Origin of the sequence: Nocardia sp. CDC160 (assembly GCF_035818795.1) — a bacterium.
GTDB lineage: Bacteria > Actinomycetota > Actinomycetes > Mycobacteriales > Mycobacteriaceae > Nocardia.
Genome location: NZ_JAYKYT010000004.1, coordinates 650,677 through 669,492, shown reverse-complemented (window position 1 = coordinate 669,492; position 18,816 = coordinate 650,677). Strand labels below are relative to the sequence as shown.

Sequence of the window (18,816 nt, the reverse complement as noted above, 5' to 3'; positions counted from 1 at the left end):
CTTGCGTCGACGGTGATCGTGGCATGGGAAGTCTTATGCTGCGGTGGCACTCCCGGTGCAGGAGGCGGGCCGATTGCCGTGAGGTGAGGCGGATGTGGCTGAAGCGGGGCTGGTGGGTGGCGGGGATGCTGGTGGTGGTTGGGTGCTCGTCGCCTGGGCCGAGTACGACCGGTGGGGTGTTGCCGTTGCGGAAGGTTGCCGAGATCGGGTTGGGTGGGGCGTCGTCGCGGTTCGATTACGCGAGCTTGGATTCTGGGCGGGGGTTGATGTTTGCCGCGCATATGGGGGCGGGGGAGATCGTTGAGGTGGATGTGCGGGGGCGGAGGGTGGTGCGGACTATTGCGGATGTGCCGGATGTGCATGGGGTGTTGGTGGTGCCGGAGAAGGGGAGGGTTTATGCGACGGTGACGGGGCGGGATCAGGTGGTGGGGTTGGACGAGGGGAGTGGGGCGGTGTTGTTCGGGGCTTCGACCGGGAGTTATCCCGATGGGCTTGCCTACGATCCGGTGCGGAATGCGGTGTGGGTCACCAATGAGCGGGGTGGGAGCGAGACCGTGGTGGACGCGGACAGTGGAATCGTCCGGGGCACAGTTGATTTGGGTGGGGAGGTGGGGAATGTGGTTTACGATGCGCCGGTCGATCGGATGGTCGTGGCGGTGCAGGGGCGTGGAGAGCTTGCGGTCATCGCGCCGGATTCATTGACGGTCACGGACCGGATTCCGACGCCGGGATGTAAGGGGCCGCATGGGCAGGCGCTCGATGCGGGCGGGCAGGTCATGTATGTCGGTTGTGAGGACAATGCCACGCTGCTCACCGTGGATCTCGCGAAACGTGTTGTCGCCGAGCACAACAGTGTTGGGGAGACGCCCGATGTGCTGGCTTACGACCCGGGGCCGCGGCGGCTGTATGTGGCGTGCGAGAGCGGTTGGGTGAGCGTGTTCGATCGGCGGGACGGACACACGACGCCCGCGGGAGCCGAGCACATGGCCGATGGCGCGCACGTCGTGGTCGTGGATCCCGCCGATCATCACAGTTACTTCCCGATCGCCAGCGGGCCCGCGCTCTGGGAGTTCGAGCCCACGTCGTAGCCGGGCGCGCGCAGGGCCGGTTCCCACTCTGAATACAGCTGCGGGAAGCAGCGATTCAGCAGGTCGAGCATGATGGCCGGGGCGGTCGAGGCTCCCGGGGATGCGCCCAGGAGACCGGCGATGGTGCCGTCCGCGCCGGTGACGAGTTCGGTGCCCATGGTGAGGACGCCGAGGCGTTTGGGGTCGGGCTTGACCAGCTGGGCGCGTTGGCCTGCCTGGACCAGGTACCAGTCGGCGGGATCGGCTTCGGGATAGAAGCGTTGGAGCTGGGCGAATTTGCGGCGCTTGGTGGCGAGGAGCTCGCGAATGAGATAGCCGACCAGGGGCAGGTTTTGGAGCCCGGCGGCCACGAGCGCGACGATATTCGTCAGGCGCAAAGTAGTGAACAGGTCGGTGAGTCTGCCGTGCTTCAGCAGTCGGGTGCTGAAGGTGGCGTACGGGCCGAACAGGAGTGAGGGCTCGCCATCGACGATCCGTTTGTCCAAGTGCGGCACAGACATTGGGGGAGCGCCGACGGGTGCTTGGCTGTAGACCTTCGCATTGTGACGGGCCGCGACATCCGGGTTGTCAGTGCGCAGGAATTGCGCGCCGACCGGGAAGACGCCGTAGCCGCGGACCTCGGGAATGCGGGCCTTCTGAAGCAGCTTCAACGCGTACCCACCCGCGCCGACGAACACGAACCGGGCGCGAAGGGTGAAGCGCTGCTTGGTATCTCGGTTCCGGCCGGTCACGGTCCACAACCCGTCGGCACCGCGGCGCAGGCCCGTGACCTCGTGGCCGGTGAGCAACCGGGCACCGGAGTCGGTCATAGTGTGAATCAATGACCGAGTGAGCGCTCCGAAGTCGACATCATTGCCCGCCTCGTACCGGGTGGCGGCCACCGCCTCGCCCGGATCGCGCCCTGCCATGAGTAGCGGAGCCCACTCCGCGATCGTGGCGTGATCCTCGCTGTACTCCATGGCCGAAAACTCCGGCAGCGCACGCAAAGTCTGATACCGCTGGCGCAGGTAAGCAATGTCCCGCTCGCCGAAGACGACATCCATGTGCGGGGTGGGATTCACGAACCCGGTCCCAGCGCCGCGATCCTCGAGCTCCGCCCAAAACCGCCGCGTCAGCCCGAACATCGAAGCGATCTCGGCCGCCTTCCCCGGATCGTTCGGATCGGGCATGTAGTTGAGCTCGCAGAACCCGGAGTGCCCGGTCCCCGCGTTGTTCCACGGATCGGAGCTCTCCGCGGCGACCCGGTCGAGCCGCTCGAGCAGCGCCATCGACCAATCCGGTTGCCGTGCCGCGATCATCGCGCCGAGCGTGGCCGACATGATGCCGCCGCCGATCAGCAGCACATCGAGAACCTCGGTCCGGGTGGCGAATTCGGCGTAGGTGACATTCGTGTCCATGGAAGCGACCTCCTTGGCTCGTAGTACCTGTCATCGTCACGCCGCACAGATTCATCCGTCCAATGTTCATTTCAAAGCTTTATGATCCATATATGGATGAATTGTCGTCGGTGCAGGTAGAGGCGCTGATTCCGCTGCTCGCCGCCTTCGAAGCGGCCGCCGATGAGGGCCACATCACCCGCGCGGCGCAACGGCTCGGCGTACCCCAGTCGTCCTTGAGCCGACGCCTGAAGGCGGTCGAGCAGGCGGTCGGGGTGCGGCTGTTCCAGCCGGTGGGCCGCCGTGTCGCCCTCACCGCGGCCGGGCAGGAGCTGTTCGAACGCACCCGCGGCCTGGTCCGCCAGCTCGGCGACGCGGTCGATGTCGTGCGCAGCAATGCCGATCCCGACAGCGGCCTGGTCAGGTTCGGCTTCCCATTCACGTTGGGGCCGGTCAGTATTCCGTCGCTGCTGGCCGACTTCCACACCGTCGCACCGCGTGTCCGATTGCACCTGGTGCAGGCGCACGGCACCGCCCTGGTCGACATGGTCCGCGACGGTCGCCTGGACCTGGCCGTCACCATCCCCGCACCTGATGATCTGCCGACCATCCTGCTGGGCTTGCAGCGCATCGACCTCTACGTTGCAAGCGATCACCCCCTCGCGACCCGCACCGAGGTCGATCTGGCCGAACTGGCCGACGAGCCGTTCATCGCCAACCCGCCCACCTACCATCTGCGCCGCCTGTTCGATTCCTGGTGTGCCGCAGCCGGATTCACCCCACAGGTCGGCTTCGAGATCACCGAATTCGAAACCCTGCGCGCCCTGGTCGCCCAAAACCTCGGCATCGCGGTACTGCCTGCCCCGGAACTCCCGCATCCCGGCCTGACCCGCGTCCCGCTCACCGGCGAGCGCGACCGCAGCATCGGCCTGGTCTCGGGCAACCACCGCCCGACCCCGGCCGTGCAGCGGTTACGCGATCACATTGCGACTTTTGGGGTAGGGCGAATTCCGGGGGTTACCGGATAGGCACGGGTGTCGCGGTTCCTTAGCGTCGTAGGCGTGGTCGAAGTGACCTTGGTCGACGTGGAGAAGGGGAGCGGTGTGGGTGTGAGCAGGTTTCGGCGTCGTAGCGGGTATGCCGTCGTCGCCGCCGCGGTGCTGGCCACGGCAGGCTGCAACGACGGCACGGCGGAGACCCGCTCCTCCACACCGACCGCGCAGGTCTCCGACGCGCTCACCCTCCTGGTCCGCTCCGGACTGCCGGGCGCGCAGGCGGTACTCAGCGGACCCGACGGCCAGCACACGGTCGCCGCGGGTTCCGGCAACCTCGCCACCGGAGCGCCCTATGCCGACAACGCGCACATTCGAATCGGCAGCGTCACCAAGACTTTCGTCGCCACGGTGGTCCTCCAACTGGTAGGGGAGGGAACCGTCGACCTCGAGGCCCCGATCGAGCGGTACCTCCCGGGCGTGGTGCAGGGCAACGGCAATGACGGCAATCGAATCACCGTCCACCACCTGCTCCAGCACACCAGCGGTCTGGCCGATTTCGCCCCGGAGGACGTCGCGCAGAAGCTCCCGCAACAGCTCGACCAGACGACCGACGGCAAGGCCTACCGCGACTACACACCGGCCGACGAGGTCCGCATCGCCCTGAGCATCCCGCCGCAGTTCGAACCGGGAGCCGAATTCCGTTACACCAACACCAATTACGTGCTGCTGGGCATGATGATCGAACGACTCACCGGCCATTCCCTGGCCGACGCGATCAGTACCCGCATCCTCGAACCTCTCGGAATGCGCGACACCTACATCCCGGTGGCCGGTGATACGACCCTGCGCGACCCGCACCCTCTCGGCTACCGCAAGGTCGGCGACACCTGGGTCGACGCCACCGACACCGAGGTGGCGTGGACGGGTGCCGCCGGTGCGATCGTCTCCACCGGCTCCGACGTGAATCGGTTCTTCACCGCCCTGGTGACCGGAAAGCTGCTCCCGGCAGCACAACTCGCGCAGATGCGACAGACCATCCCGATGCCGCCGGTCACCGAAATGAACTACGGACTCGGCCTGATCCGATTCCAGCTGCCGTGCGGCAGTGAGACGAAGCAGGTGTGGGGTCACTCCGGCGGAATCCCGGGCTTCAGCACCTTGGCGATCGCCACGGACAAGGGCACCGCGGTGACCGTCAGCATCAATACCGTCGATACGAACGATCAGTTCGCGACCGCGTTCACCACCATCGCCTGTGCGATCGCCTGAGCCGACCGGGAATCAACCGACTAGTCGGTCTCCAAGCTCACGGGTTCGACGTCGAGCACTTTGCCCGGATTGAACAACCCCTGCGGGTCCAGCGCCCGTTTGACCGCCGCCATGAGATCGACCCCCGACCCGTGTTCCTCCCGCAGATACTTCTTCTTGGTCAACCCGATCCCGTGCTCCCCGGTCGCGGTCCCACCGACCTCGAGCGCATGACGCACCACCAGATCCGAAAACACCTGCGCGCCAGGGTATTCGTCCTCGTTGTACGGCACGATCGTGTGCACGTTCCCATCACCGATGTGCCCGGCGACGGTGATGTTCAACCCCAGCTCGGTACCCAACCGGGCGGCCGTGTCGACCGCCCCGGCGATCTGCGAGTACGGCACGGCGGTATCGGTGATCAGGAATTGCCGTCCGGGATTGCTGGCCTTGACCGCGAAATACAGATTGTGCCGATCCTCCCAGAGCGCATGCCGGTCGCCGTGCGTGCGCGCCGTCGTCACATCGATCGCCCCGTGCGCGTGCGCGATCCGCTGAATGTCGCTCTCGTTGGCGGTGACCGCCGCGGCCGAACTGGATTCGATATCCACGAACAGCGCGGGTGTCTCGGCATACGCCGTGCCCCGAAACGCATTGATGGCCGCCATACTCGGCGCGTCGACCAGTTCGAGCCGACTCACCGGCAGCGCCAGCCCCAGCATCTCGACCGCGGTGTCCACCGCGTCCGCCACGGTCGGAAACGAAATCCGCAGCGAGTGAATCCATTCCGGAATCGGATGCAGCCGCACCGTGAGTTCGGTGATCAGCCCGAGCGTCCCCGCCGACCCGATGAGCAGATCCTTCAGGTCGTACCCGCTCGATGACTTGCGCACCGCCCGCCCGAGCCGGGTCACCGTCGCGTCGGCGAAGACCGCCTGCAGGGCCAGCACATTCGCGCGCATCCCGCCGTAACGGACCGTGGTGGTGCCGCTGGCATTGGTCGCGGCCATCCCGCCCAGCGACGCGTCCGCCCCGGGATCCACGGTGAACTGGAGCCCGTATTCCGCGGCCGCCGCATTGAGCTGAGTGCGCGTGACCCCCGGCTGCACGGTGGCCGTGAAATCCTCCGGCGCGATGCCCAGAATCTTGTTCGCCTGCGACATATCCACGATCAGCTCGTCCCCGCGAGCCAGCAGATGCCCCTCCAGGCTGGTCCCGGCACCCCGTGCGATGAGCGGCGTCCCGGTGTCGCGGGCCCACTCGACCACGGTCACCACGTCGTCGACCCCGGTCGGGTACACCACGCCGCGTGGGCGCTGCCCGGCCCGGCCGGTCTCGTCGATCGTGTACTGATCGAGGACCACCGGACGAGTGTCGATCTCGAGCATGTGGCCCTCCCGGCTCGCGACTACTCCTGGTACGCCATGAGGATACGGCGAATCGACTTGGTGACGGGCAGCTCACCCGCCAGCGGAACCCACCGATAGTTCGCGTAATTGGTCAGGCGAACCGGTCCCGAGGCCGCCAGCTCGGCCGCGAAATGCTCTCTGCGCACCGGTTTTCCGGCGCTGGAGAGGTAGTCGAAGCTGCCGAGGTGGCGCACGATATCGACCACCGTGAGCCCCGTCTCCTCGCGGACCGCGCGCACCACCGCGTTGGCCAGCGACTCGCCGGGGCGCACCACCGTGCCGGGTAGGTGCAGCGGACTGCGCCCCTCGACGTGTTCCTCATGCTCGAGCATCAGCACGGCGTCGTTGTGTTCGACCACGACTCCGACCCGTAGCGCCACCCCGTCCGCGGCGGCCCGCTCCCTGAGTTCTTCCAACACCGTCTCGCCGATCGATTGCCGGGGCGAAACTTCGAAATCCCACACTGCACACCACATCCCGTATCACCGGACACCGTCGACCGATACCGACAACGCTACCGGTGCGGAATCGGTCCGCGGCAGAGACATTCGCAAGATTGCACGCACTTCCAGCCAACCGATCCGCGGCCCGGAAACTTTCTGGGGGTAGGTCGGTGAGAAGCTGAAGGCCGGTTCCAGCCTACGAGAGGAGTTGCCGTGAAGGTATTCCAAATCGGTGCCGCCGGTGGCGTCGGCCGCCCCCTCGCGAGCCTGCTCACCGCCCGCGGCGACCAGGTCACCGGCATGCACCGCAATCCGGCCCAGGCCGACGCCATCGCCGCCACCGGCGCCACCCCGATTCCGGGCGACCTCATCGCCGACACGGTCGACGAACTGGCCGCCAAGTTCCGCGGCCACGACGCCATCGTCTTCTCGGCCGGAGCCCACGGCACCGGCATCGACCAGACCACCCTCATCGACGGCAAGGGCCTCGAGAAGTCCGCCGCGGCCGCCCGCCAGGCCGGAGTCTCCCGGTTCCTGCTCGTCTCGGTCTTCCCCGACGCGGGCCGCGACCGCGAAACCTCACCCGGCTTCGAGCACTACATGCGCGTGAAGAAATCCGCCGACGTGCACCTGGTCAACACCGACCTCGACTGGCTCATCGTGCGCCCCGGCACCCTGCGCGACGAGCCCGGAAACGGTTCGGTCACAGCGGGTTTGGCCATCGAATACGGTGACGTCCACCGCGACAATGTCGCCGCCTTCCTCGCCGCCGCCCTGCACCGCCCCCAACTCAACCGCATGATCATCGAACTCACCGACGGACCGACACCCGTCGAGGAGGCCGTCGACCGGCTGCTGGGCTGAGCCACGCCCACCGCAAGGCGGCGGCGCGCAGGACGAACGCGGCCGCGACCGTCACGATCGTGGCGGTGGTGAGGCTCGTGTGTGGCTGACACAGCAGAAAGACGCCCGCTGCCCCCAAAGCCGCTGTGACATACCAGGATCCGATGCGCACCAGCGCGACCGGATCTCCGAGCAGCAGGTCTCGGACCACTCCACCGCCGGTGCATGCCACGATGCCCACGAGCACCGCCGCACCCGTCGACACCCCGGCCAGCTGGGCCTTGGTGATGCCGAGCACGAGATACAGGCCCAGGGCCCCGGCGTCGAGCAGTGCGATCAGCATCGACACGCGGATCAGCGCGTGCGCGAACGTCGTTCCGATGCCCGCCGCGAGCAGCGCGGTGAGTAGATAGCCGTCGCCGCGCAGTGCCGCCGGTGTCTGCCCGAGGACGCAATCGCGCAGGATGCTCCCGCCCAGCCCCGTCGCGATGGCGATGACGGCCACCCCGATCACATCGATGCGATCGGCCTGGGCGCGGCCGGTGGCGGTCAACGCACCCGCGAGCGCGCCGACCGCCACCGCCGCCAGGTCGAGCCCGACCGGTATGTGCAGCAACGCCGTCACGACTGCGCGGTCACGGTGCTGCCGACAATGCTGGTGCTGGCCACAATGCTGGATCGGGCGAGTTCGGTTCCGGTGGTGACGGATTCGATCCACGCCGCCGTGCTGGCCACCGCCGCGAAGCGAGACTGCAGGACGACCAGCACGGCCCGGTGCAGGTCCTCGGCAGTAATCGATCCGGCCTGATTGGCCAGCGTCAGCGTGCCGGTCGCGTCGGAGAGGAATTCGACGGCGAAGCCGCGGTGGACGGCGTCGCGGGCGGTGGATTCGTCGCAGTTCTGGGTCATGTAGCCGCAGATGGCGACGGTGTCGATGTCGTGCTCGGCCAGCCAGTCGGCCAGGCCGGTGCCGGTGAAGCTGGAGGGGAGCGTCTTCTCGATCAGAAGGTCGTGCGGGCGTTGCGTGACGGTGGGGTGGAGCGCGAAACCCGCACTGCCCCTGGCGAAGATCGGCGACTGCGCCGGTGCCGCCTGCTGGATCAGAATCACCGGGATTCCGGCCGCGTGTGCCGCGTCCATGGCCGCACCGATATTCGCCAGGCTGATATCCAGCGGGGGATAGGCGATGGGGAGGTTGCCGACCACGTACTCGTTCTGAACGTCGATCACGATCAAGGCTCGTTTCATGGGAATGAGCCTGCGCGGCGCCGAAACCGCGAGCCAGTGCCGCGGTCGTCATCGGATCGCCCGAACCGGGGTTTGCCAGAGCCCCCCTAGGATGTCCGGTCGTGGAAGAGACCTCGCAGATCGGCGCGTTTCTGCGCACCCGCCGCGCCCGGCTGCGGCCCGAGGACGTCGGGCTGACCGTGTACGGCACCCGGCGGCGCGTGCCGGGCCTGCGCCGCGAGGAACTCGCCCAGCTGGCCGGGATCAGCGCCGACTATTACATCCGCTTCGAGCGCGGTCGCCTCGACAATGTCTCCGACGCGGTCATCGACGCCGTCGCCAATGCCTTGCGCCTGGACCCCGACGAGCGACGGCACCTGCACAATCTCGCGCACCCGCCCGCACACGACACGCCCGAATCACCGCAACTGCGGCCCAAGTTGACGCAATTGGTCCGGGCCCTGGACCCGACACCCGCCTACGTGGTCGGCCACCACACCAACATCCTGGCCTGGAACCGCGCCGCCGCGGCGATCTTCGACATCGACTTCGGTGCCGTGCCCGAGGCCGAACGCACCTGGGCGCACCTGGTCTTCCTCGACGACAACGTCCGCCGCGTCACCGCCCCCAGCTGGCCCGAAATGGCCCGCCGCGTGGTCACCTATCTCCGCCTGCGCGTCAGCGCCCGCCCCGACGACACCGCCCTGCGCAACCTGATCACCACCATGACCGCCGCCAGCGACCAATTCCGGTACATGTGGCAGACACAGGACGTCGCCGACATCTCACACGGCCACTACCACCTCGATCACCCGCGTGTCGGCGAACTCCACCTCGACTTCGAATTCTTGAATCTGCCCGCCGATCCAGGTGTGCGCGCCCTCGTCCTCTACAGCGCAGAACCCGGCACGCCCTCGGAGAAGGCCCTACACGAACTCACTCACCCTGACACCGAGCCGACCGCGAGATAGCTCGACCACCTTCGTATCGGGAGGTTACCGTGTCGATTTCGAGCTCCGGCCTACATGCGAGGATCCGATGGATCAGCCCGACTGGATCGCGGAGATGTGTTGGTCGAGGACCAGCCGTCGGCAGAGGCTGGCTTTCAGACGCTGGGTCGGGCCTCCTGCTGGATGTACTGGTGCGCAACCGAAATCGGTGCTCCACCGACTGAACCTGCGAAATAAGAGCCAGACCATAGGCGCGCACCGTTCCAGTAGGCGAATCGCAGGTCTTCGAACTCTTTGCGCATCAGTCGGCTGGATACGCCCTTGAGGGAGTTGACCAGTTTGGAGACCGCGACTTTCGGTGGATAGGTCACCAGCAGGTGCACGTGGTTGGCGGCTCCGCTGAATTCGACCAGCTCGGCTTCGAAGTCCTTGCAGACCTCCCGCATGATCTCCTCCATCCGCGTCAGATGCAGTGCGGCGAACACCGGACGTTGATATTTGGTTATGAAAACCAAATGGACATGCATTATGTAAACCACGTGTCTACCTGCACGAAAGTCGATGGTCGTGTCCATGAAGCCAAGTGTAGATTGCACAGGATGAAGGCGAACATGGCACGCAGGTACCGCCTGTACCCGACCCGCGAACAGGCGGACCGATTGACCGGGTGGTCGGACACTTGCCGGGCCGTGTGGAACACCGCACTCGCGCAACGCATCTGGGCCTACCATTCCGCGCGGCGGGTCACGTTGCGGGCTGTGGATCAGGGCCCAGAGTTGACCCAGGCGCGGCGCGAATACGATTGGCTGGCTGACCTTCCCGCGCAATGCGCGCAACAAGTTCTGCGTCGCCTGGACGCCGCCTACGACAATTTCTGGAACCGTGATCATCCGGCCGGGTTTCCGCAGTTCAAGAAGAAGCGAGACTGGGGGAGTCTCTGCTTCCCCGGTCAAGCCATCGAGGTTCGGCAGGTGTCGCGGCGTAGCGCGCAGGTGAGGCTGCCGAAAATCGGGTGGGTTCGATTTCGGGTGTCCCGTCCGATCGACGGCACGGTTCGCAATGCGACAGTCAGCCGTGACGGGCTTGGCTGGCACATCTCCTTCGGTGTCCACCAACCGGAGCTGGCCACCCCGCCGGTCAACACCGGCCCGCCGATCGGTATAGATGTCGGGATCGCCTGCTCGGTGTTCTGCTCCGCCGACGACGCCGCGCGGCAGCGACCTGCCACTCTCAGCGTTGGCGAGCACCGTAGGTTGCGCAGATTGGAGAGGCGTCGAGCCCGCCAGCTCACCTACGCGAAAAAGTATGCGGGAGGGAAGTACTCGAACAGACTCCGCCGCACGAACGCGGCAATCGCCGCATTTAAGGCGCGGCAAGCCCGTCGCCGACTGGACTGGAACCACAAGCTCACGACCGATCTGGCCCAAAGCCACGGCCTGATCGGTATCGAGGACCTGAGCGTTTCCAGCATGATCCGGTCGGCGAAAGGCACTGTCACACAACCCGGCTCGAAGGTCCGCCAAAAGGCCGGGCTCAACCGGTCCATCGCCGATCAGGGGTGGTACGAGATCCGCCGTCAACTCGGGTACAAGACGAAACGCTATGGTGGACAGCTGATCGTGGTACCTGCACCGGGCAGCAGTCAGACGTGCTGCCGCTGCGGTGCCCGCGACCCCGAATCACGGCGGGGTTGCGGACGGCTGTTCGCGTGCACGCAGTGCGGGCACACCGAACACGCCGACAAGAACGCGTCCATCAACATCCGTGATCGAGCGATTCACACCGCCGGACGGGCGGGAACCGGTACCGGCGGTGGTGCTGGTTCACAGAGCACGCGCAGTCCGAAAGGGCGAGGCGGCCGCAGGGCCAGCCGGATGCGTGAACCGTCCTCCCCAGGAACCGCAGCATGATCGGGAGGAATCTCCAGCCTCGAGGCTGGAGAGGACGTCAATCCAGGTATCTCGCGCATCGGAATTTGCCGGACCTGGTTTCGATCCGCGCCCAAATTTCGGCCCTGAAATCGAGGATTCAGCTATTCCGCGACCGGATCGGTGTCGAGGCGGTTGAGTTCGCGCAGGCCGCCGCCTCCGAGTGTTCGGATGCGATGCGTATCGGGCTCGGCGCATATAGTTGGGGCGGAACGCACAGAGACCAAGGCGAAAGCGGGGATGTTGGTGACTTCGACTGACGGTGTGAGCGGGGTAAGCACGGTGAAGGATGCGCCGCCCTCGGCTTCGAACACCCTCGAGCGCGATGTCCAGACCCTGGAGAAGGCGATCTACGAAGTCAAACGCGTGATCGTCGGCCAGGATCGGCTGGTCGAGCGGCTGTTGGTCGGCGTACTCGCCAAGGGGCATGTGCTGCTGGAGGGTGTGCCGGGCATCGCCAAGACCCTGGCCGTGGAGACCTTCGCGAAGGTGGTGGGCGGCAGCTTCTCCCGCGTCCAGTTCACCCCCGACCTCGTGCCCACCGACCTGGTCGGTACCCGCATCTACCGCCAGGGCCGCGAGGAGTTCGACACCGAACTCGGCCCGGTGGTCGCGAACTTCGTGCTCGCCGACGAGATCAACCGCGCGCCCGCCAAGGTGCAGTCCGCGCTGCTCGAGGTGATGGCCGAACGGCATGTGTCCATCGGCGGCAAGACCTACCCGATGCCGAATCCGTTCCTGGTCATGGCGACCCAGAACCCGATCGAGTCCGAGGGCGTGTACCCGCTGCCCGAGGCCCAGCGCGACCGCTTCCTGTTCAAGGTCGTCGTCGACTACCCCTCGGTCGAGGAGGAGCGCGAGATCATCTACCGGATGGGTGTCACCCCGCCGGAGGCCAAGCGCGTGCTCGACCCGGAGGAGCTGGTGCGCCTGCAGGGCGTCGCCGCCAATACCTTCGTCCACCACGCCCTGGTCGACTACGTGGTCCGCGTGATCGCCGCGACCCGCAAGCCCGCCGACTTCGGCATGCAGGACGTGGCCGGGTGGATCTCCTACGGCGCGTCCCCGCGCGCCTCGCTGGGCATCATCGCCGCCGCCCGCGCGGTCGCCCTGATCCGCGGCCGCGACTACGTGGTCCCGCAGGACGTGGTCGAGGTGATCCCGGATGTGCTGCGCCACCGCCTGGTGCTGTCCTACGACGCCCTGGCCGACGAGGTCAGCCCCGACGATGTGATCAAGCGCGTGCTGCAGACCGTCGGCCTGCCGCAGGTCGCCGCCCAGGCCAATGCCCCGGCCGGTGCCGCCACCCCGATGCCTGCCCCGGCCCAGCCGCCGGTGATGGGCCCGCACGGCGGTCAGTCGCAGCCCGGCATGGCCCCGGTGGGCGGTGCCCCGCAGCCGGGTATTCCGCAGCCGCCCAACGGTCATGTGCCCGGCGTCCCCGGTCAGCCGCAGCCGAAGTAGGTGACCACGGAATCGATTGCGCCCGTGACGATCTCACCTCCCAGCGGCTCAACCCACGCCCCGCCCTCGTTCCGGCAGGGGCAGCTCACCGACCCGCGGCTGTCGGCGGCGTTGCGCACGCTCGAACTCACCGTGCGCCGACGCCTGGACGGCGTCCTGCACGGTGACCACCTGGGTCTGATCCCGGGCCCGGGCTCCGAACCCGGTGATGCCCGCATGTATCAGCCGGGCGACGATGTGCGGCAGATGGATTGGTCGGTCACCGCCCGCACCACCCACCCGCACGTGCGGCAGATGATCGCCGACCGCGAACTCGAGACCTGGCTGGTGATCGACCTGTCGGCCAGCCTCGACTTCGGTACCGCGCTGTGCGAGAAGCGGGATCTGGTGGTCGCCGCGGCGGCCGCGGTCACGCACCTGACCAGCGGCGGCGGCAATCGGATCGGCGCGGTGGTGGCCAATGGCCAGCAGCTGATCCGCATTCCGGCCCGCAGCGGCCGCGTGCACGAGCAGGCGCTGCTGCGCAAGATCGCGACCACCCCGCACGCGCCCGACGGCGTGCGCGGGGATCTGCGCGGGGCCATCGAGTCCCTGCGCCGCCCGCAGCGCAAACGCGGTCTGGCCGTGGTCATTTCCGATTTCCTCGGCGATATCGACTGGCAGCGTTCGCTGCGCGCCATTTCCGGCCGCCACGATCTGCTCGGCGTCGAGATCCTGGATCCGCGCGATCTCGAGCTGCCCGATGTCGGCGATGTGGTCCTGCACGACCCGGAGTCGGGCCGGACCCGGGAATTCAGTGTGACCCCCACGCTCCGCGCCGATTTCGCGCGTGCGGCGCAGCAGCATCGCGAACAGGTCGAGGGTGCGTTGCGCAGCTGCGGCGCGCCGGTGATGACCCTGCGCACCGATCGCGACTGGATCGCGGACGTGGTCCGATTCGTGTCCACCCGGCGCCACACCTTCGGCGCCCCGAATGCCGGACGGGTGCCGCGGCAGTGACTATTGGCGACTTGACTTTCAGTCTCTCGAATTTCAAATACGAAGCCTGGCTGGGCTTCCTGGCCATCATCGCCCTGGCGGCGCTGATCTACATTCTCATGCAGCAGCGTCGCCGCAAGCACGTGTTGCGCTTCTCCAATATGGAGATGCTGGAGAAGGTCGCGCCCAAGCAGCCGCGGGCGTGGCGGCATGTGCCGGTGGCGATCACACTGGTCGGTCTGGTCTTCCTGACCTTCGCGGCCGCCGGTCCGACCGCGGCCAAGAAGGTGCCGCGCAACCGGGCCACGGTGATCCTGGTGATCGACGTGTCGCTGTCCATGGAGGCGACCGACGTGCCGCCCAGTCGAATTCAGGTGGCCAAGAAGGCCGCCAAGGAATTCGCCGACAATCTGACCCCGGGCATCAACCTGGGTCTGGTGACCTTCGCCGGAACCGCCTCGGTGCAGGTGTCGCCGACCACGAACCGCGAAGCGGTGAAGGCGGCCATCGACAATATGAAGCTGGCCGAGCGCACCGCCACCGGTGAGGGCATTCTGACCGCGCTGCAATCCATCGACACCCTCGCCTCGGTCCTCGGCGGCGCGGAGAAGCCGCCACCGGCGCAGGTCGTGCTCATGTCCGACGGCAAGCAGACCGTTCCGGACGACAAGGACGTCGAGAATCCCCGCCACGGCTTCACCGCCGCGAGGCTGGCGAAGGAGAAAGGCGTTCCGGTGTCGACGATTTCGTTCGGCACCACCTGGGGCACCGTCGAGATCCCGGATCAGGACGGCAAGGGCTCGCAGCGCGTGCGCGTCCCCGTCGATGACGACTCGCTGCGCGAGATCGCGAAACTGTCCGGCGGCGAGTTCTTCACGGCCTCCACGCTGGAGGAACTCAAGAATGTGTACGGCCATCTGGAAGAGCAGATCGGCTACGAGAAGACCGTCGCCGACGCGAGCCGTCCGTGGGTCCTGGTGGGGTTGCTGGTGACCGCCGCCGGTTTGATCACGGCATTGCTCTATCGTCAGCGTCTGCCGTAAATCGGTACCGCGCGCCGAGTCCCGAACACGAACAGATAGGTTTGCCCTTATGTCGAACATCACATCCCGGTCGGTACTGGTGACCGGCGGTAACCGCGGCATCGGTCTCGCGGTCGCCCAGCGCCTGCTCGCCGACGGACACAAGGTCGCCGTGACCCATCGCGGGTCGGGCGTTCCCGAGGGGCTCTTCGGCGTGAAATGCGATGTGACCGATAGCGAATCGGTCGATCGCGCGTTCTCCGAGGTGGAGGCGCATCAGGGTCCGGTCGAGGTGGTCGTCGCCAACGCGGGCATCGTGGACAACACGCTGCTCATGCGCATGACCGAGGACTCGTTCTCCAAGGTCATCGACGCCAACCTGACCGGTGCGTGGCGAGTCGCCCAGCGCGCCAACCGCAATATGCTCAAGAACCGCTTTGGCCGCATCGTGTTCCTCGGTTCGGTCGTCGGCCAGATGGGCTCCCCGGCGCAGGTCAGCTACGCGGCCTCCAAGTCCGGCCTGATCGGTATGGCCCGCGCCATCACCCGCGAGGTCGGCAAGCGCAACATCACCGCGAATGTGGTGGCGCCCGGTCTGATCGACACCGACATGACCCGCGAGGACATGACCGAGGAGATGCGCAAGAACGTCCTCGAGTTCATCCCCGCGGGCCGCATCGGCCAGGCCGAGGATGTCGCGGCGGCCATCAGCTTCCTCGTGTCGGACGACGCGTCCTACATCTCCGGTGCGATCATTCCCGTCGACGGCGGTATGGGCATGGGCCACTAGGCCCGGTCGAATCCGTCCTTCCCCAGCACTTTCAACTCGAGGAGAACCCACCACCCCATGGCTGGATTGCTCGACGGCAAAACCGTCCTCATCACCGGCATCATCACCGACTCGTCCATCGCCTTCCACGCCGCCGCCAAGGCGCAGGAGCAGGGCGCGAAGGTGATCATCACCGGCATTCCGGAGCGCCTGCGGCTCATCGACCGCATCGCCAAGCGTCTGCCGCAGGAGGTCCCCCCGGCCATCGGCCTGGACGTGACCAGCGAAGAGGATCTGGCCAACCTTCCGGCGAAGCTGCGTGAGCTCGCGCCCGAGGGCATCGACGGCGTGCTGCACTCGATCGCCTTCGCCCCCAAGACCCTGATGGGTCCGGACGCGGTGGCCTTCCTCGACGGCCCCGGCCCGGACGCTGCCAAGGCGTTCGAGATCTCGGCCTGGTCCTACGCCTCGCTGGCGCGCGCCGTGCTGCCCGCCATGAACGAGGGCGGCTCCATCGTGGGCATGGACTTCGATCCGCGCACCGCCATGCCGTACTACAACTGGATGGGTGTGGCCAAGGCCGCGCTCGAGTCGGTGAACCGGTATGTGGCGCGAGAGGTGGGCGAGGCGAAGAAGATTCGCTCCAACCTGATCGCGGCCGGTCCGATCAAGACCCTCGCCGCCAAGGCCATCGCGGGCACCGCCACCGATGACGCCAAGCAGCTGAACATGCTCAACCAGTACTGGGACGGCGCGTCCCCGATCGGCTGGGACGTCGACGACCCGACCGTGGTGGCCAAGTCCATCGTGACGCTGCTGTCGGATTGGCTGCCGGGCACCACCGGTTCCATCATCTACGTCGACGGCGGCGCGAGCCACAACACCTGGTTCCCGGACCAGGGCTTCGGCGCCTGATCCGTTTCGTTTTCGAGTTCTGAAGGAGGAGAGCAGTGGCGGCGGAGCCGATGGCTCAGGAAGTGGACACAGAGCCCACGGCTCAGGAAGTGGACGCCCTGCTACTGCTGTCCTTCGGCGGCCCGGAGCGCCCCGAGGACGTGATGCCGTTCCTGGAGAACGTCACTCGCGGCCGGGGCATCCCGCCGGAGCGTCTCGCCGAAGTCGCGCAGCACTATCTGCACTTCGGCGGGGTGTCGCCCATCAATGCGCTCAATCTCGACATCATCAAGGCCATCGAGGCCGAATTCGCCGCGCGCGGTATCGATCTGCCGGTGTACTTCGGCAATCGCAACTGGCATCCGATGGTCGAGGACACTGTCGAGCGCATGCGCGCCGACGGGATCCGTTCCGCGCTGGTGTTCCCGACCTCGGCGTGGGGCGGGTACTCGGGTTGCCTGCAGTACCACGAGGACATCGCGCGAGCGCGTGGCGCGGTCGAGGGCGCGCCCGAATTGGTGAAGCTGCGCCAGTATTTCGACCATCCGCTGTTCGTCGCGGCCTTCGCCGACGCGATTCGCGCGGCGGTCGCGGAACTACCGCAGGACAAGCGCGCGAGCGCCCGCCTGGTCTTCACCGCGCACTCGGTGCCGGTCTCGGCCGATGTCGCCTCCGGCCCGCCCACCGAGGAGAACCTCTACAGCCGCCAGGTCGCCGAGGCGGCCCGCTTGTGCGCCGCCGCAACCGGATTCGACGACTACGACCTGGTCTGGCAGTCTCGCTCCGGCCCGCCGCAGATCCCGTGGCTGGACCCCGACATCGTCGACCACCTCGACGCCCTCGCCGAGCAGGGCGTGGATTCGGTCGTCGTCTGCCCCGTCGGCTTCGTCTCCGACCACCTCGAGGTCATCTGGGATCTCGACAACGAGGCGAAAGACCGTGCCGCCGAACTGGGTATGGCCTTCGCCCGCGCCGCCACCCCCGGCCCCGACCCGCGCTTCGCCCAGATGGTGGCAGAGCTCGTCGAGGAACACACCGCGAACGCCGCCCCCGCTCGCCTGAGCGATCTGACGGCCCTGGGCTGCACCGTCAATGGCGCTCCCTGCGTCGTAGGCTGCTGCGCCCTCCCACCACGCCGCCCCGCGGTCGCGCCAACCGCCAGCGAATTGTAGTCTCGCCCAGGTGACTACACCCGGACGCGCCACCCAACAACGCCGTCAGCCCGCGGCCACCCCCGCCGCCACCCGCAAACGCCGCACCTTCGGCCCCCCGGACATGTTCGTCTGGGCCCCCGTCCTCACCCTCTTCCTCGCAGCCGGAATCATCGGCACCATAGGCCAATCCCTCCTCTTCGCCGCCGCTTTCGTAGCAGTCGCCGTAGTCATGGTCGTAGCCGACATGTGGTTCAACCGCTGACCGTTTCGCACGAACCGCCTGTCATTTCAGGACATTCACCGCGCGGGCGATTACCAGGCTGACGGTGACGAGCGAAACCGCCGACTGCACCATCATCAGCGTCTTGGCCCAGCGGGACATGGGCATGACGTCGGTGGGGCTGAAGGCCGTTGCGTTGGTGAAGGATAGGTAGAGGTAATCCGGGAATTGCGGCTCCCATTCGGGGTCCGTGAGAGTCGGATTCTGCATTTGGACCCAGAGGAAGTCGGGGTAGGGCTTGCGGGCGTGGGCTCGGGCGGCGGGGCCGCCCCGGTCGAAATCCCAGTACCAGAGGGCGAATACGAGAACATTGCTCAGCCAGACCGCGCCGCCCGAGGTCAGCAGGCCCGCCGCGTTGTCGCTGACGGTGCCGTGGATCAGGCCCAGCACCAGGTGGTAGACCGACCACACCAACGCGAATCCGAGCACCGCCATCAGCAGGAGGCTGAGCCGCCGCAGCCAGATTTCCTCGCGGTCGAGTCGGATCGGATTCGCGACGGCGAGAATGACGAGCAGCGCCAGCCCGATCGACGGCACCAGCCAGCGCGGCCCGGCCTCGAATTCGCGCGGCAGAAAGAACTGCACCACCAGTATTCCGATGATCGCCGCCGTGGCCGCCCACCGCGATTCCCCCGCGGTCTTGCGCGCCCACGCGGGCACCGGATCGTCATCGGTCTCATTCCCAGGCGTGCTCACGCTGGTGAGTATGCCCGTCCCGGGCCGTTCCGCCGCTGAACGACGCCACCGC

Annotated in this window: 20 protein-coding genes; 13 read left to right on the top strand and 7 right to left on the bottom strand. The window is 67.0% G+C overall.

From position 1 onward, the window contains the following. Positions 1-92: 92 nt before the first annotated feature. Positions 93-1,088 carry a YncE family protein gene (locus VMT40_RS24660; protein WP_326361099.1) on the top strand — a complete coding sequence of 332 codons (996 nt, stop codon included), beginning with the start codon at positions 93-95 and terminating at the stop codon, positions 1,086-1,088. Here the strand turns inward: VMT40_RS24660 and mqo are convergent. After that, a complete protein-coding gene (mqo, locus tag VMT40_RS24655; RefSeq protein ID WP_326361097.1) occupies positions 1,034-2,485 on the bottom strand; it encodes a malate dehydrogenase (quinone) in 1,452 nt (483 codons plus the stop codon). The two genes, VMT40_RS24660 and mqo, sit on opposite strands and share 55 nt — an antisense overlap. Positions 2,486-2,577: 92 nt before the next feature. On the opposite strand from mqo, the gene VMT40_RS24650 reads away from it, so the two are divergent. Together VMT40_RS24650 and VMT40_RS24645 are read left to right on the top strand one after the other, a co-directional pair. Further along, on the top strand, positions 2,578-3,492 hold the full coding sequence (locus tag VMT40_RS24650; RefSeq protein WP_326361096.1) for a LysR family transcriptional regulator: 915 nt from the start codon (positions 2,578-2,580) through the stop codon (positions 3,490-3,492). A 33-nt stretch (positions 3,493-3,525) separates the two neighbouring features. After that, positions 3,526-4,728, top strand: a complete 1,203-nt coding sequence (locus tag VMT40_RS24645) for a serine hydrolase domain-containing protein (protein WP_326361094.1) — start codon at positions 3,526-3,528, stop codon at positions 4,726-4,728. A 20-nt stretch (positions 4,729-4,748) separates the two neighbouring features. On the opposite strand, the gene VMT40_RS24640 is transcribed toward VMT40_RS24645, so the two are convergent. Then, the gene (locus tag VMT40_RS24640; protein WP_326361092.1) at positions 4,749-6,095 is read right to left on the bottom strand and encodes an FAD-binding oxidoreductase; all 1,347 of its coding nucleotides are present in this window, start codon (positions 6,093-6,095) and stop codon (positions 4,749-4,751) included. A 20-nt stretch (positions 6,096-6,115) separates the two neighbouring features. Continuing rightward, positions 6,116-6,532, bottom strand: coding sequence for an NUDIX domain-containing protein (locus VMT40_RS24635; protein WP_326361090.1), 417 nt, complete (start codon positions 6,530-6,532; stop codon positions 6,116-6,118). A 240-nt stretch (positions 6,533-6,772) separates the two neighbouring features. Between VMT40_RS24635 and VMT40_RS24630 the strand changes: the two genes are divergently transcribed. Continuing rightward, a complete protein-coding gene (locus tag VMT40_RS24630) occupies positions 6,773-7,423 on the top strand; it encodes an NAD(P)H-binding protein (RefSeq protein ID WP_326361088.1) in 651 nt (216 codons plus the stop codon). Here VMT40_RS24630 and VMT40_RS24625 read toward each other — a convergent pair. Continuing rightward, positions 7,371-8,027 (bottom strand): trimeric intracellular cation channel family protein, encoded by a 657-nt coding sequence (locus VMT40_RS24625; protein ID WP_326361086.1) that lies wholly within the window; start codon positions 8,025-8,027, stop codon positions 7,371-7,373. The genes VMT40_RS24630 and VMT40_RS24625 overlap by 53 nt on opposite strands. Next, the gene (locus VMT40_RS24620) at positions 8,024-8,650 is read right to left on the bottom strand and encodes a cysteine hydrolase family protein (protein ID WP_326361084.1); all 627 of its coding nucleotides are present in this window, start codon (positions 8,648-8,650) and stop codon (positions 8,024-8,026) included. Before VMT40_RS24620 ends, VMT40_RS24625 begins: the two co-directional genes overlap by 4 nt. Before the next feature lie 101 nt (positions 8,651-8,751). Here VMT40_RS24620 and VMT40_RS24615 point away from each other — a divergent pair, with 101 nt between their 5' ends. Further along, on the top strand, positions 8,752-9,600 hold the full coding sequence (locus VMT40_RS24615; protein WP_326361082.1) for a helix-turn-helix transcriptional regulator: 849 nt from the start codon (positions 8,752-8,754) through the stop codon (positions 9,598-9,600). Between the two features lie 134 nt (positions 9,601-9,734). Here VMT40_RS24615 and tnpA read toward each other — a convergent pair whose 3' ends face one another. Then, positions 9,735-10,154 (bottom strand): IS200/IS605 family transposase, encoded by a 420-nt coding sequence (tnpA, locus tag VMT40_RS24610; RefSeq protein WP_326361081.1) that lies wholly within the window; start codon positions 10,152-10,154, stop codon positions 9,735-9,737. Positions 10,155-10,178: 24 nt separating this feature from the next. Here tnpA and VMT40_RS24605 point away from each other — a divergent pair, with 24 nt between their 5' ends. From VMT40_RS24605 to VMT40_RS24570, 8 genes are all read left to right on the top strand, one after another. Beyond that, positions 10,179-11,489, top strand: coding sequence for an RNA-guided endonuclease InsQ/TnpB family protein (locus VMT40_RS24605; RefSeq protein WP_326361079.1), 1,311 nt, complete (start codon positions 10,179-10,181; stop codon positions 11,487-11,489). A gap of 258 nt (positions 11,490-11,747) precedes the next feature. Next, the gene (locus VMT40_RS24600; protein ID WP_326361077.1) at positions 11,748-12,971 is read left to right on the top strand and encodes an AAA family ATPase; all 1,224 of its coding nucleotides are present in this window, start codon (positions 11,748-11,750) and stop codon (positions 12,969-12,971) included. A gap of 24 nt (positions 12,972-12,995) precedes the next feature. Continuing rightward, a complete protein-coding gene (locus VMT40_RS24595; RefSeq protein ID WP_326361076.1) occupies positions 12,996-13,970 on the top strand; it encodes a DUF58 domain-containing protein in 975 nt (324 codons plus the stop codon). Positions 13,971-13,981: 11 nt separating this feature from the next. Next, the gene (locus VMT40_RS24590; RefSeq protein ID WP_326361075.1) at positions 13,982-14,992 is read left to right on the top strand and encodes a VWA domain-containing protein; all 1,011 of its coding nucleotides are present in this window, start codon (positions 13,982-13,984) and stop codon (positions 14,990-14,992) included. A 49-nt stretch (positions 14,993-15,041) separates the two neighbouring features. Then, on the top strand, positions 15,042-15,761 hold the full coding sequence (gene fabG1 / locus VMT40_RS24585) for a 3-oxoacyl-ACP reductase FabG1 (RefSeq protein WP_157387900.1): 720 nt from the start codon (positions 15,042-15,044) through the stop codon (positions 15,759-15,761). 57 nt (positions 15,762-15,818) lie between these two features. After that, the gene (gene inhA / locus VMT40_RS24580) at positions 15,819-16,655 is read left to right on the top strand and encodes an NADH-dependent enoyl-ACP reductase InhA (RefSeq protein WP_326361074.1); all 837 of its coding nucleotides are present in this window, start codon (positions 15,819-15,821) and stop codon (positions 16,653-16,655) included. Positions 16,656-16,705: 50 nt separating this feature from the next. Beyond that, entirely contained in the window at positions 16,706-17,806 is a 1,101-nt protein-coding gene (locus VMT40_RS24575) for a ferrochelatase (RefSeq protein WP_326361743.1), read from the top strand. Between the two features lie 10 nt (positions 17,807-17,816). Further along, on the top strand, positions 17,817-18,050 hold the full coding sequence (locus tag VMT40_RS24570; RefSeq protein WP_326361073.1) for a hypothetical protein: 234 nt from the start codon (positions 17,817-17,819) through the stop codon (positions 18,048-18,050). Positions 18,051-18,071: 21 nt separating this feature from the next. Here VMT40_RS24570 and VMT40_RS24565 read toward each other — a convergent pair whose 3' ends face one another. Further along, positions 18,072-18,764 (bottom strand): hypothetical protein, encoded by a 693-nt coding sequence (locus tag VMT40_RS24565; protein ID WP_326361072.1) that lies wholly within the window; start codon positions 18,762-18,764, stop codon positions 18,072-18,074. Between the last annotated feature and the right edge of the window lie 52 nt (positions 18,765-18,816).

What these genes read in the sequence shown, in the direction of transcription:
- VMT40_RS24600 (WP_326361077.1), top strand. Translation starts at nt 11,748, where the DNA reads ATGTTGGTGACTTCGACTGACGGTGTGAGCGGGGTAAGCACGGTGAAG.
- VMT40_RS24640 (WP_326361092.1), bottom strand. Translation starts at nt 6,095, where the DNA reads ATGCTCGAGATCGACACTCGTCCGGTGGTCCTCGATCAGTACACGATC.
- tnpA (WP_326361081.1), bottom strand. Translation starts at nt 10,154, where the DNA reads ATGGACACGACCATCGACTTTCGTGCAGGTAGACACGTGGTTTACATA.
- inhA (WP_326361074.1), top strand. Translation starts at nt 15,819, where the DNA reads ATGGCTGGATTGCTCGACGGCAAAACCGTCCTCATCACCGGCATCATC.
- VMT40_RS24650 (WP_326361096.1), top strand. Translation starts at nt 2,578, where the DNA reads ATGGATGAATTGTCGTCGGTGCAGGTAGAGGCGCTGATTCCGCTGCTC.
- fabG1 (WP_157387900.1), top strand. Translation starts at nt 15,042, where the DNA reads ATGTCGAACATCACATCCCGGTCGGTACTGGTGACCGGCGGTAACCGC.
- VMT40_RS24575 (WP_326361743.1), top strand. Translation starts at nt 16,706, where the DNA reads ATGGCTCAGGAAGTGGACACAGAGCCCACGGCTCAGGAAGTGGACGCC.
- mqo (WP_326361097.1), bottom strand. Translation starts at nt 2,485, where the DNA reads ATGGACACGAATGTCACCTACGCCGAATTCGCCACCCGGACCGAGGTT.
- VMT40_RS24660 (WP_326361099.1), top strand. Translation starts at nt 93, where the DNA reads ATGTGGCTGAAGCGGGGCTGGTGGGTGGCGGGGATGCTGGTGGTGGTT.
- VMT40_RS24620 (WP_326361084.1), bottom strand. Translation starts at nt 8,650, where the DNA reads ATGAAACGAGCCTTGATCGTGATCGACGTTCAGAACGAGTACGTGGTC.
- VMT40_RS24605 (WP_326361079.1), top strand. Translation starts at nt 10,179, where the DNA reads ATGAAGGCGAACATGGCACGCAGGTACCGCCTGTACCCGACCCGCGAA.